10 protein-coding genes are annotated in these 12,307 nt (G+C 70.0%); 7 read left to right on the top strand and 3 right to left on the bottom strand.

What is annotated here, in order from left to right:
• Positions 1 to 474: 474 nt before the first annotated feature.
• Both guaA and guaB read right to left on the bottom strand, forming a co-directional pair.
• Positions 475 to 2,049, bottom strand: a complete 1,575-nt coding sequence (gene guaA / locus AB7F93_RS09320; RefSeq protein WP_428302628.1) for a glutamine-hydrolyzing GMP synthase — start codon at positions 2,047 to 2,049, stop codon at positions 475 to 477.
• Positions 2,050 to 2,295: 246 nt separating this feature from the next.
• The gene (gene guaB, locus AB7F93_RS09315; RefSeq protein ID WP_428302627.1) at positions 2,296 to 3,759 is read right to left on the bottom strand and encodes an IMP dehydrogenase; all 1,464 of its coding nucleotides are present in this window, start codon (positions 3,757 to 3,759) and stop codon (positions 2,296 to 2,298) included.
• Between the two features lie 326 nt (positions 3,760 to 4,085).
• On the opposite strand from guaB, the gene xseA reads away from it, so the two are divergent.
• The 7 genes from xseA to AB7F93_RS09280 all read left to right on the top strand — a co-directional run bounded on the left by xseA (position 4,086) and on the right by AB7F93_RS09280 (position 11,392).
• On the top strand, positions 4,086 to 5,471 hold the full coding sequence (gene xseA / locus AB7F93_RS09310; protein ID WP_428302626.1) for an exodeoxyribonuclease VII large subunit: 1,386 nt from the start codon (positions 4,086 to 4,088) through the stop codon (positions 5,469 to 5,471).
• Positions 5,468 to 6,322: a peptidoglycan DD-metalloendopeptidase family protein gene (locus tag AB7F93_RS09305; protein ID WP_428302625.1), complete on the top strand. Its 855-nt coding sequence runs from the start codon at positions 5,468 to 5,470 to the stop codon at positions 6,320 to 6,322. Before xseA ends, AB7F93_RS09305 begins: the two co-directional genes overlap by 4 nt.
• A gap of 22 nt (positions 6,323 to 6,344) precedes the next feature.
• Positions 6,345 to 7,115, top strand: a complete 771-nt coding sequence (locus AB7F93_RS09300; protein ID WP_428302624.1) for an SDR family NAD(P)-dependent oxidoreductase — start codon at positions 6,345 to 6,347, stop codon at positions 7,113 to 7,115.
• A gap of 53 nt (positions 7,116 to 7,168) precedes the next feature.
• Complete coding sequence (locus AB7F93_RS09295) at positions 7,169 to 7,516, top strand: Rieske (2Fe-2S) protein (RefSeq protein WP_428302623.1); 348 nt, start codon at positions 7,169 to 7,171, stop codon at positions 7,514 to 7,516.
• A gap of 194 nt (positions 7,517 to 7,710) precedes the next feature.
• On the top strand, positions 7,711 to 9,777 hold the full coding sequence (gene ppk1, locus AB7F93_RS09290; RefSeq protein ID WP_428302622.1) for a polyphosphate kinase 1: 2,067 nt from the start codon (positions 7,711 to 7,713) through the stop codon (positions 9,775 to 9,777).
• 66 nt (positions 9,778 to 9,843) lie between these two features.
• Positions 9,844 to 11,049 carry an aromatic ring-hydroxylating oxygenase subunit alpha gene (locus AB7F93_RS09285; protein ID WP_428302621.1) on the top strand — a complete coding sequence of 402 codons (1,206 nt, stop codon included), beginning with the start codon at positions 9,844 to 9,846 and terminating at the stop codon, positions 11,047 to 11,049.
• A 10-nt stretch (positions 11,050 to 11,059) separates the two neighbouring features.
• Complete coding sequence (locus AB7F93_RS09280) at positions 11,060 to 11,392, top strand: hypothetical protein (protein ID WP_428302620.1); 333 nt, start codon at positions 11,060 to 11,062, stop codon at positions 11,390 to 11,392.
• Positions 11,393 to 11,425: 33 nt separating this feature from the next.
• Here AB7F93_RS09280 and AB7F93_RS09275 read toward each other — a convergent pair whose 3' ends face one another.
• Complete coding sequence (locus AB7F93_RS09275) at positions 11,426 to 12,286, bottom strand: SDR family NAD(P)-dependent oxidoreductase (protein WP_428302619.1); 861 nt, start codon at positions 12,284 to 12,286, stop codon at positions 11,426 to 11,428.
• Positions 12,287 to 12,307 lie beyond the last annotated feature (21 nt).

Here is a 12,307-nt window from a genome sequence, read left to right as displayed (position 1 = left end):
GGAACGACCGAAGAAAGCACTCGGCGGGCTGACGCCCACCGCGTATGCCCGGCAGCTGGCGGCCAGAGCGATACCATCCACCCAAGGGCTCTGAACCGGACCGCTACTCACGAAGGGGTAACGTCGACTGGACGGAAGCGCAAGTTCAGGCTGGTCGACAGCGTGAGCACGAACGCCGGAAGTCGTACTTCCTCGCGCGCGAGAAGTTGCGCCACTCTCAACCCGTAGCGCTTGGGCAGCGAATCTGGAACGGCATCAAGTACCTCGTCCGACGCCGCTAGGCCTGTCCCAGAGCACAGCGACCTCGCCTCAAGCAGACAACTCGACGTCACCGCCACGCCCAACGTGGCCGCTCATCTGCTTCTCGCAAGCGGGCGTAAGTCCACGATGTGCGACGCCTAGCGAATTACCTCACGCGGCCAAGTCGGAGTGTTCCGGTGGACGGGCAGGCGATCTACATTATCGGTCGCTAAATCACTCCCACTCGATCGTCGCCGGCGGCTTGCCGGAGACGTCGTACACCACGCGGGAGAGGCCGGGTACTTCGTTGATGATGCGCCGCGAGCAGACGTCGAGCAGTTCGTAGGGCAGGTGCGCCCAGCGGGCGGTCATGAAGTCGACGGTCTCGACGGCGCGCAGCGCGACGACGGGTTCGTAGCGGCGGCCGTCGCCGGTGACGCCGACGCTTTTCACCGGCAGGAAGACGGCAAACGCCTGGCTGGTCTTGTCGTACCAGCCGGCGCGGCGCAGTTCTTCGATGAAGATGTGGTCGGCGAGACGCAGCGTGTCGGCGGCGGCCTTGGCGACCTCACCCAGGATGCGCACGCCGAGGCCCGGGCCGGGGAAGGGGTGGCGCTGCACCATCTCGGCGGGCAGGCCGAGTTCGAGGCCGATGGCGCGCACCTCGTCCTTGAACAGCTCGCGCAGCGGCTCGACCAGTTTGAGCTTCATGTGCTCGGGCAGGCCGCCGACGTTGTGGTGGCTCTTGATGACGTGCGCCTTGCCGGTCTTGGCTCCGGCGGACTCGATCACGTCCGGGTAGATGGTGCCCTGGGCGAGGAAGTCGACGCCCTCGATCCGGGCGGCTTCCTCGTCGAACACGTCGATGAACAGGCCGCCGATGATCTTGCGCTTGGCCTCGGGGTCGGCGACGCCCGCGAGTGCGTCCAGAAACCGCGCTTCGGCGTTGACGCGGATCACCCGCACGCCGAGGTTGCGCGCGAACACCTGCATCACCTGGTCGCCTTCGTGGAGACGCAGCAGGCCGTTGTCGACGAACACGCAGGTGAGCTGGTCGCCGATGGCCCGGTGCAGCAGCGCCGCGACGACGGACGAATCGACCCCGCCCGACAAGCCGAGCAAGACCTTGCCGCTGCCGACCTGGCGACGCACGGCGGCGATGGCGTCCTCGATGATGTTGCCGGGCGTCCAGGCGCTGCCGCAGCCGCAGATGTCGTGCACGAAGCGCGCGTAGATGCGCGTGCCCTGGGTGGTGTGGGTGACCTCGGGGTGGAACTGGATGGCGTAGTAGCGGCGCGCTTCGTCCGCCATGCCGGCGAGCGGCACGTCGGCGGTGGAGGCAATGCGCTTGAAGCCATCGGGCAGCGCGCTGACGCGGTCGCCGTGGCTCATCCACACGTCGAGCAGGCCGTGGCCTTCGGCGTTGACGCGGTCCTCGATACCGTCGAGCAGCCGCGAGTGGCCGTGGGCGCGGATCTCGGCGTAGCCGAATTCCTTGACCTCGCCCGGCTGCACTGCGCCGCCGAGCTGCACCGCCATGGTCTGCATGCCGTAGCAGATGCCGAGCACCGGCACGCCGAGCGTCCAGACGACGTCGGCCGCGCGTGGTGAGCCGGCCTCGGTGACCGACTCCGGCCCGCCGGAAAGGATGATGCCCTTGGGCGCGAAGGCACGCAGCGCGGCGGCGTCCATGTCCCAGGGGTGAATCTCGCTGTAGACGCCGAGCTCGCGCACGCGCCGGGCGATCAGCTGCGTGTACTGCGAGCCGAAGTCGAGGATCAGGATGCGGTCGGCGTGGATGTCGGTCATGGGGTCAATGGCGGGGGAGGTGGGAGCGGCGCCCTCGCCGCGAAGTGCTTCATGCGGCCAAACAGCCTGCAAGTGAACATTCCGCCCGAGGGCGGGCCTCCCACATCCCAAATCCTGTGGGAGCGGCGCCCTCGCCGCGAAAGGCTTCATCACAGCCAACCAGCCTGTGAAGATTCGGCCCGGGGGCGGGCCTCCCACACTCGCGGCCTGTGGGAGTAGCGCAGCCCGCGGCAGGAAGCCCCGGCATCAATAGCTAGGGTAGTTCGGCGCTTCCTTGGTCACGGTCACGTCGTGCACGTGGCTTTCCTTCACGCCGGAGCCGGTGATGCGCGCAAAGCGCGTGTTCTCGCGGAACTGCGCGAGATCGCGGCAGCCGGTGTAGCCCATGCTGGCGCGCACGCCGCCGCACAGCTGGTGCACGATCGGCACCGCCGAGCCCTTGTACGGCACGCGGCCCTCGATGCCCTCCGGCACCAGCTTGTCGGCCTCGCTGCTTTCCTGGAAGTAGCGGTCGCTCGACCCGTGCTGGCCGCCCATGGCGCCGAGCGAGCCCATGCCGCGGTAGGACTTGTACGAGCGGCCCTGGTACAGCTCCACCTCGCCGGGGGCTTCTTCCGTGCCGGCAAAGATGTTGCCGAGCATGACCGTGTGCGCGCCGGCGGCGAGCGCCTTGGCCACATCGCCCGAGTAGCGCACGCCGCCGTCGGCGATCAGTGGCACGCCGGTACCTTCGAGGCCCTGCGCGGCGTTGTAGATGGCGCTGATCTGCGGCACGCCGACGCCTGCCACCATGCGCGTGGTGCAGATCGAGCCCGGGCCGATGCCGACCTTCACGCCGTCCGCGCCGGCTTCCGCCAGTGCCCGCGCGCCCTCGCCGGTGGCGACGTTGCCGCCCACCACCTGCACCTGCGGCTGCTCCACCTTGAGCCAGTGCACCATGTCGAGCACGCCGCGCGTGTGGCCGTGGGCGGTGTCGACCACCAGCACGTCGACGCCGGCTTCGATCAGCGCCAGCGCGCGCTCACGGCCGGATTCACCCACGCCCAGGGCAGCGCCGACCAGCAGGCTGCCCTGGCTGTCGCGGGCGGCGTTCGGAAATTGGGTCTGCTTTTCGATGTCCTTGACGGTGATGAGGCCGCGCAGGCGAAACGCGTCGTCCACCACCAGCACCTTCTCGATGCGGTGCGCGTGCAAGAGGCTTTTCACCTCGTCGGAACCGGCGCCCTCGCGCACCGTCACCAGGCGCTCGCGCGGCGTCATGATGGACGACACCGGCGCGCCGTAATGCGTCTCGAAGCGCAGGTCGCGGCTGGTGACGATGCCGACCAGGTCCTCGCCGTCCACCACCGGCACGCCCGAGATGTGGTGCGCGCGCGTCAGCGCCAGCACCTCGCCGATGCTCATGTCCGGCCGGGCGGTGATGGGGTTCTTGATGACGCCGGCTTCGAACTTCTTGACGCGCAGTACCTCGGCGGCCTGGCGTTCGGTCGGCATGTTCTTGTGGATGATGCCCATGCCGCCCTGCAGCGCGAGCGTGATGGCCAGGCGCGACTCGGTGACCGTGTCCATGGCCGCCGACAGCAGCGGAATGCGCAGCCGGATGCCGCGCGTGACCTGTGTGCCGAGGTCCACCTCGCGCGGCAGGACGTCCGAGTAGGCTGGAATCAGCAGGACGTCGTCGAAGGTCAGGGCTTCGTAGGCAATGCGCATGGCGGGCGACCCGGGGCGGTGCGTCAGGGTCGGCCCATTATAGGCGCGGGGTCGGGTCGGGCCAACGCGGGTCTGGCACGGCTCAAGGCTCAAGGGGCAAGGGGCAAGGGGCAAGGGAATCATTCGGCCCGGGGGCGGGCCTCCCACAGCACAGCCTGAGCAGAACACCCGGCCTGAGGTTGCAGGCGCGGCGATTACCTTGTGGGAGCGGCGCCCTCGCCGCGAATCTTCGCTGCGCACCGGCGCATTCGGCACGAGGGCGGGCCTCCCACGGTTCGCGATTCATCGGTTTCCTATAATCGCCGGCCCTTTCCCGGTAGCCGCCCATGCCCGCCGAAGCCGCCATCACCATCGACAGCGCTCCGGCGCGGGACGTGTACACGCCGTCCCGCCTCACACTCGAAGTGCGCACGCTGCTGGAGGCCGGCTTCCCGCTGCTGTGGCTGGAGGGCGAGATCGGCAACTTCACCGCCGCCGCGTCCGGGCATCTGTACTTCACGCTCAAGGACGCGCGTGCGCAGGTGCGCTGCGTGATGTTCCGCTCGCGCGCCAGCCTGCTGCGCGAGCGCCCGCGCACCGGCGATCAGGTGCTGCTGCGGGCGCGGGTGTCGTTCTACGAGGATCGCGGCGAGTTCCAGTTGCTGGTGGAGCACCTGGAGCCCGCCGGCGACGGTGCGTTGCGCCGGGCACTCGAGGAACTCAAGGCGCGTCTGGCCGCCGAGGGGCTGTTCGACCTTGCCCGCAAGCGCCCGCTGCCGGCGCTGCCGCAGCGCCTGGTGCTGATCACCTCGCCGCGCGGCGCGGCGGTGCACGACGTGCTGACCACACTCGCCCGCCGCTGGCCGGCGGCCGACGTGCTGCTGCTGCCGGTGCCGGTGCAGGGCGAGGGTGCGGTGCCAGCCATCGAGCGCGCCATCGATCTTGCGTCCGAGAACGCGCTCGGCGACGTGCTGCTGCTGGTGCGCGGCGGCGGCTCGCTGGAGGATCTGGCGTCGTTCAACGACGAGGCGGTGGTACGCGCGCTCGCCCGCTGCACGCTGCCGACGGTGGTCGGCGTGGGTCACGAGGTGGATTTCAGCCTGGCCGATCTCGTCGCCGACCAGCGCGCGCCGACGCCGACCGCCGCAGCGGAACTGGTGCTGCCGGACCGCGCCGAGTGGCTGGCCGGGCTCGGCCAGTGGCAGCGGCGCCTGCTGCGCGCCATGCACCACCAGATGGAGCGCCGCCAGCAGCGCGTGGATTACCTCGCCCGCCGGCTGGTGCATCCGGGCGAGCGCCTGCGGCGGCTCGACGACGATCTTGTGCGCCTGGAGCGGCGCCTGACACTCGCCATGCAGGGCGGCCTCGACCGTCGGCAGGCGCGCGCGCAGGCGCTGCTCGCGTGGCTTCGCGCCGCCACGCCGGCGGGGCGCATCGGCGTGGGCCGCGACCACCTGCGCAATGCGGCATCGCGGCTTGCCCGCGCGCAAACCGCGCTGCTGCGCACGCGCGGCGAGGCACTGTCCGCAGCCGCTGCGCGGCTGCACACACTCAGCCCGCTCGCCACGCTGGGCCGCGGCTACGCCATCGTCGCCCGCCCGCCGGACCTGCCCGTGGTACACGCGGCCGCGCAGCTCGCCGTCGGCGACCGGGTGCGCCTGCGCCTGGGCACGGGCAGCGCCGATGCGCGCATCGAGGCTGTCGATTCCGATAGCGAAGGCCGGCCGCAGTGAGCCAGAAACTTGCCTCTCGTCTTGTCGCCGCGTTGCTGTGGCTCGGCACCGTTCTGGTGACGGCGCCCGCGCACGCCCTGCCGCGCCACGACCCGGTACCGGGCGGCGTGGCGGTGATCGCGTTGCCGGCGGGTTTCGACGCGCAGGGCGAGGCGCGCTTCGCGGGCCGCCCGGTGCTGACGGTTCAGGCCGCGGACGGCTGGCGTGCGATCGTCGGCCTGCCGCTCGGTCAGACGCCGGGGCCGGCGGCGGTGCACGTGCGCCTTGCTGACGGGCGCACGCAGAACGTCGGGTTCAAGGTGCTGGCGCGGCAGTACCCGGTGCAGCGCCTGACCATCACCGATCAGGACAAGGTCACGCCGTCGCCCGAGAGCCTGAAGCGCATCGAGCGCGAGCAGGTGGAGATCCTGGCCGCATTCCGGCACCGCTCGGCCGGTGCGCCCACGCTCGCGTTCGCCATGCCGGCGGCAGGTCCGCTCAGCAGCAACTTCGGCCTGAAACGCGTCATCAACGGCCAGGCGCGCAGTCCCCATTCGGGCATCGACATCGCCGCGCCGGCCGGGGCACCGATCACGGCACCGGCGCCGGGCCGCGTGCTGCGCGTCGGCGATTACTTTTTCACCGGCAACACGGTGTTCGTCGACCACGGCCAGGGCCTCGTGACGCTGTACTGCCATTTGAGCCGCGTTGCCGTGCGCGAAGGGCAAGTGCTCGAAACCGGCGACGCCATCGGCAACGTCGGCAGCACCGGCCGGGCCACCGGCCCGCATCTGCACTGGGCGCTGTCGCTGAACGACGCGCGCGTCGACCCGCGCCTGTTTTTAGCGCCAGCCGCGCAGGCCGCGCGCTGAACCCCGCCCATTGGAGCCCCGCATGAACAAGCCCATCGCCGACCTTGCCGGCAAGCGCCTGCTGGTCGTCGGCGCAAGCCGCGGTATCGGCCTTGCCATCGTCACTCGCGCCGCGGCGCTGGGCGCGGTGGTGCACCTGACAGCGCGCAGCGCGCAGGCGGCGGCGGATACCGCCGCGCGGCTCGCCGCCGAGCACGGCGCGGCCGTCACCGGCCACGGCCTCGACATCGCCGCCGCGGACGCCAGCGCACGCCTCGACGCCGTACTGGACGCCGCGGGACCGCTCGACGCGCTGATCTACAACGCCGGCGTGAGCCCGGTGTACGCGCGGCCGGAGAAGATTTCCGACGAGGACTTCGACGCCATCGCACGGGTGAACCTGCGCGGGCCGTTCATCGCCGCGCGCGGTTTCGGCGCGCGTTGTCTTGCCGACAAGCGACCGGGCGCCATCGTGTTCGTGGCCTCGGTCGCCTCGCTGATCGGCACGCCGCGTTTGTCCGTGTACGCCGCGACCAAGGCGGGCGTGGCGGGTCTCACGCGCGGCCTCGCCGTGGACTGGGCGCAGGACGGCATCCGCGTCAACGCGGTCGCGCCCGGCTGGGTGGCCACGGACATGACGCAGGGCCTGCAGGACAACCCGCGCCTGCACGACCGGCTCACCGCGCGCGTGCCAATGGGCCGCTTCGCGCAGCCGGACGAGATCGCCGATACGGTGCTGTTTCTCGCGTCCGACAGCGCGCGCTACGTGACCGGCTCGGTTTACAGTGTCGACGGTGGCCTCGTCGCAGGCTGACCGAGACGATCTCAACCCGGCGGCCCGACCGCCCATCGCACAGGGAGACAGCAATGGCGTTTGTACGAGCCTGCTCAGTGAACGAGGTGCCGGCCGGCGGCATGAAGCGCGTCAAGGTCAACGGCGAGGCGGTGGTGGTCTACAACCTCGCCGATGGTTTCCGCGCCACCGCGGCGAGCTGCCCGCACGTGTTCGGCCCGATGGCGCGCGGCAAGATCCTGGACGGCCAGCGCGTGCAGTGCCCGCTGCACCGCGCCGAGTTCGACATCAAGACCGGCGAGGCCGTGAAGTGGGCCTGCTTCCCGCCCGGCGTGCAGCTGATGAACCTCTTCCGCCCGAAGAAGCCGATCAAGACCTACGCCACGCGCGTGGACGGCGACGCGGTGCTGGTGGACGTGTAAGCCCCCGGCCTGCGGCCGGAGCTATCGAAAAAGCCCGCGCGGTGCGCAGCCGCGCGGGCTTTTTGCGTTTCTTGGGCTAGCGCAACGCCGTGACGCGGCCACGCACGCAGCGGCAGTCAGCGGACGGGGTGGCTGTAACCTGCGCCGCGCGCGTCCGGGGCAGAATCTGGCCACTCACCCCACCGGCCCCCGGCATGACCGACGACATCGACCTCAAGCGCTCTGATCTGTACATCAACCGCGAGCTGAGCCTGCTCGAATTCAACGGCCGCGTGCTGGCGCAGGCGCTCGACGAGCGCCTGCCGCTGCTGGAGCGCCTGCGGTTCCTGTGCATCTTCAGCACCAACCTCGACGAGTTCTTCGAGATTCGCGTGGCGCGCCTGCAGGAGCTGCAAGCGCTCGGGTCCGCGCAGGCCGGGCCGGACCAGCTCGGCCCGACCGAGCTGCTGCACGCCATCGGCGCGCGCGTGCACGAACAGGTCGACATCCAGTACCGCATCCTGAACGACACGCTGCTGCCGGCGCTGGCGGGGCAGGGCATCCACTTCGTGGCGCGCGGCGACTGGAGCCCCGAGCAGGCCGACTGGGTGCGCGAGTTCTTCGACCACGAACTGGCGCCCATGCTGAGCCCGATGGGGCTCGACCCGGCGCACCCGTTCCCGCGGGTGCTGAACAAAAGCCTCAACTTCATCGTCGCCCTGTCCGGCATGGACGCGTTTGGCCGGCGCAGCGGCAACGCCGTGGTGCAGGCGCCGCGCTCGCTGCCGCGCATCATCCCGCTGCCGCACGCGCCGGCCGGGCAGCACCAGTTCGTGTTCCTGTCGTCGGTGATCCACGCCCACGTCGGCGCGCTGTTCCCGGGCATGGAGGTGAAGGGCTGCTACCAGTTCCGCGTGACGCGCAACAGCGACCTGTTCGTGGACGAGGAAGAAGCCGACGACCTGCTGCGTGCGGTGGAGGGCGAGCTCCAGTCGCGCCGCTACGGTGACGCGGTGCGCCTTGAAGTGGCCGACACCTGCCCGCAGGGCATGACGGACTACCTACTGGCGCAGGTGGGACTCGAACCGATCGACCTGTTCCGCGTCAACGGCCCGGTGAACCTGAACCGTCTGCTCGCCGTGTGCGACCTGCCGGAGCGGCCGGACCTGCGGTTTGCGCCGTTCTCGCCGGGGCTGCCGGCGGCGCTTGGGCCGAGCGGCAGCATCTTTGCCGCCATCGCCAAGGGCGACGTGCTGCTGCACCACCCGTTCCAGTCGTTCCTGCCGGTGGTGGAGTTCGTGCAGCAGGCGGCGAGCGACCCGGACGTGCTGGCCATCAAGCAGACGCTGTACCGCACCGGCGAGGCGTCGGTGATCGCCGACGCGCTGGTCGCCGCCGCGCGTGCCGGCAAGGAAGTGACGGTGGTGGTGGAGCTGCGGGCGCGTTTCGACGAGGAAGCGAACATAGCGCTCGCCAACCGCCTGCAGGAGGCCGGCGCGCACGTCGTTTACGGCGTCGTCGGGTACAAGACGCACGCCAAGATGAGTCTTGTGGTGCGGCGCGAGGGCCGCGCGCTGCGCCACTACGCGCACCTTGGCACCGGCAACTACCACCCGCGCACCAGCCGCCTGTACACCGACTACGGCCTGTTCACCTGCCAGCCGGCGGTGGTGGAGGACGTGCAGCGCGTGTTCCTGCAACTGACCAGTCTCGGCGTGGTCGGGCGCTTTGAACATTTGCTCGAATCGCCCTTCACGCTGCACGACGCGCTGCTCGGCAAGATCGAGCGCGAGGCCGGGCACGCCCGCGCCGGCCGGCCGGCGCGCATCGTCATCAAGCTGAACGCGCTGGTCGAGCCGCGCAGCATCCAGGCGCTGTACGCGGCCTCCCAGGCCGGCGTGGAAGTGGACCTCATCGTGCGGGGCATGTGCGCGCTGCGTCCGGGCGTGCCGGGCGTGTCCGAGCGCATCCGCGTGCGCTCCGTCGTCGGCCGGTTTCTGGAACACACGCGGGTCTTTTATTTCCAGAACGGCAGCGAGGCGGAGGTGTACTGCGGCAGCGCCGACTGGGCGGAGCGCAATTTCTTTCGGCGCGTCGAGGTGTGTTTTCCGATCCTCGACGAGGCGCTGCGCACGCGCGTGACCGACGAGCTGATGCTGTATCTCGCCGACAACCAGCAGGCCTGGGAGTTACTGGCCGATGGCGCCTATCGGCGCGTCGAGCACGGCGCGGCGGCGCCTGTATCCGCGCAGCAGACCCTGCTGGAACGCCTCGGCGTCTGACCCGGCCCGCGCGGGCGGCAAGCGTTTACGATACGGACACCGCTGTCGTCCAGAGGAGGAACCGTCATGGGCAAGGAAGAACTGGCCTCGTTCCGGTTTGCGCGCCACTACCCGGATCTCGGCGACGGGCCGGTGCCGGTGGAGCCGTACATCTCGGCCGATTACTTCGAGCGCGAGCGCGAGACGGTGTTCAAACGCCACTGGCTGAACGTCGGCCGGGCCGATGCCATCCCGAACGCCGGTGACTACTTCGTCAAGGATCTGGCCGTGCTCGGCGCCTCGGTGCTGGTGATCCGCGGCGACGATGGCCAGGTGCGGGCGTTTCACAACGTCTGCCAGCACCGCGGCAACCTGCTTGCCTACGAGGAGCGCGGCTGTCGCAAGGTGCTGACCTGCTCCTTCCACGGCTGGGTGTACGACAGCCGCGGCCGGCTGGTGGACGTGCCGGACCAGGCCGAGTTCTACCGCCTGGACCGCGCCGCGCTCGGCCTGCGCGAGTTCGCGTGCGACACCTGGAACGGTTTCGTGTTCATCCACCCGCAGGACAACCCACCGCAGGACCTGCGCACGTACCTCGGCGCACTCGGCGCCAACCTCAAGGACTACCCGTTCGATCAGATGGAGCTGGTCGGCTCCTGGCGCGCCACCGCGGCGAGCAACTGGAAGGCCTTCATCGATGCCTTCCAGGAGGGCTACCACGTGGCCATGGTGCACCGCCGCTCGCTGCCGGATGCCTTCTCCGGCGGCGCGATAGCGAGCTGCCTGCTGGAGCACGCGCGCATCGACGGCCCGCACCGGGCGCTGTCCTGCCCGGCGAATCCCTCACGCAATCCGAAACCCGCCGAGGCGCTGGCCTTCAAGGCCGCCGCCACGCTCACCCAGGGCGCCGCTGCCATGCAGAACCTGATGCCGGGCCTGAACCCGGGCGGCATGGCGAACTGGGGCTTCGACGTGAACGTGTTCTTCCCCAACTTCTTCATCGACCCCGCCAACGGCTGGTACTTCACCTACAACTTCTGGCCCGAGGCGGTGAACCGCACGCACTGGGAAGTGCGCATGTACATGCTGAAGGCGCCGAACGCGGCGGTGAAGGTCGCCAGCGAGTTCTCGAAAGTGCTGCTGCGCGACGCGGTGCTGGAGGACCTCTCCACGCTGGAGGCGACGCAGCGCGGGCTCGAATCCGGCGGCATCCGCACGCTGCAGTTCTCGGACCAGGAAATCGCCTGCCGCCACCAGTACGTGGTGGTGGACCGGCTGGTGCGGGCGGGCTGAGGAGGGTGCGATGAGCGGAACCGACCTGTTGCCGGCGCAGTTTCACGACCTCGAACACTGGGCCGCACTGTGGGCACTGCCGACCGAGGCGGCGAGGAGCCGCAGGCGCGTGACCAGCGAGTACCACGACCTCGAAGCGTTCTATCACGCCCTGCTGCCGCGCATGGACGCGGTGCTGGAGTACCTGAAGGACTTTCCAGCCGGCGTGGACCTGCCGGGCCCGGCGCAGCGCCTGATGGATCTGGGCTGTGCCTTCATGGAAGTCGCGCCGGCGGTCGAGCTGTTCAAGCAGCCGCGCGTGCCGGACGGTTTTGCGCCGGAGCGCTTCGAGGTGTTGCTGTAGGGCCGCGCCGCGCAGCGTTGATCGGCGACTGGCTCAGCCGGGCCCGGTCGGCACATTGCACAGCGCCGCCATCGCCTCGCCGTAGATGCGGGTGACGTCCGGATCCGGTCGGCCAAGGCCACCCGATGCCGTCCAGCCGCCGTCCACCGGCAGGTTCACGCCGGTGATGTAGTCCGCCTCGTCGGAGCACAGGAACACCGCCGCGCGGGCGATGTCTTCGCTCTGACCCGGCCGCTTGATCAGCAGTGAGCGCATGAACGGCTCACTGCCGCCCACGTCCAGTAGCGGGCGCGTGGCCGGCGTGTCGATCAGGCCGGGCGAGATGGCGTTGACGCGGATGTTCCAGGGTGACAGCTCCACCGCCAGATGCACCGTCATGCGCAGCACGGCGCCCTTCGACACGTTGTGCACGAAGTTGCCCGGCATGTTGCCTGGCATGGCCGCACCGACCATGCCGGCGACCGAGCCCGTGTTCAGGATCACCCCGCCGCCGCGGCGCTTGAACACCGGCAGCGCGTGCTTGATGGCGAGGAACAGGATGGTGATTTCGTTCGCGAGGTTGAAGTCCCAGTCCGCGCGGGTGAGGCTCTCAATGGTGCCACCGCGCACGCCGGACGCGTTGTTGTAGAGGATGTCGAAATCGCCGTAGTGGCTGACGGCAAAGTCGATCCAGCGCTGGACCGCCGCCTCGTCGTTCAGGTTCAGCGGCTGCATGGACACCATCTCGCCGCCGGCGTGGCGCACCCGCGCCACCGTCTCTTCGGCCAGATCGGTCTTCAGATCACAGCCGACGACGCGCGCGCCCTCGCGCGCAAACGCGAGCGCCGCGGCCCGGCCCTGGCCGTCGGCCGTGCCGGTGATGAGTGCCACTTTTCCCGCCAGTCTGCCGGCCATGCGCGCCTCCTCGGTCGTGTG

It is taken from the genome of Immundisolibacter sp. (assembly GCF_050250495.1).
Taxonomy (GTDB): domain Bacteria; phylum Pseudomonadota; class Gammaproteobacteria; order Immundisolibacterales; family Immundisolibacteraceae; genus Immundisolibacter.
The sequence above is the reverse complement of the archived record's forward strand: the minus strand, read 5'-3'. Positions and strand labels throughout refer to the sequence as shown.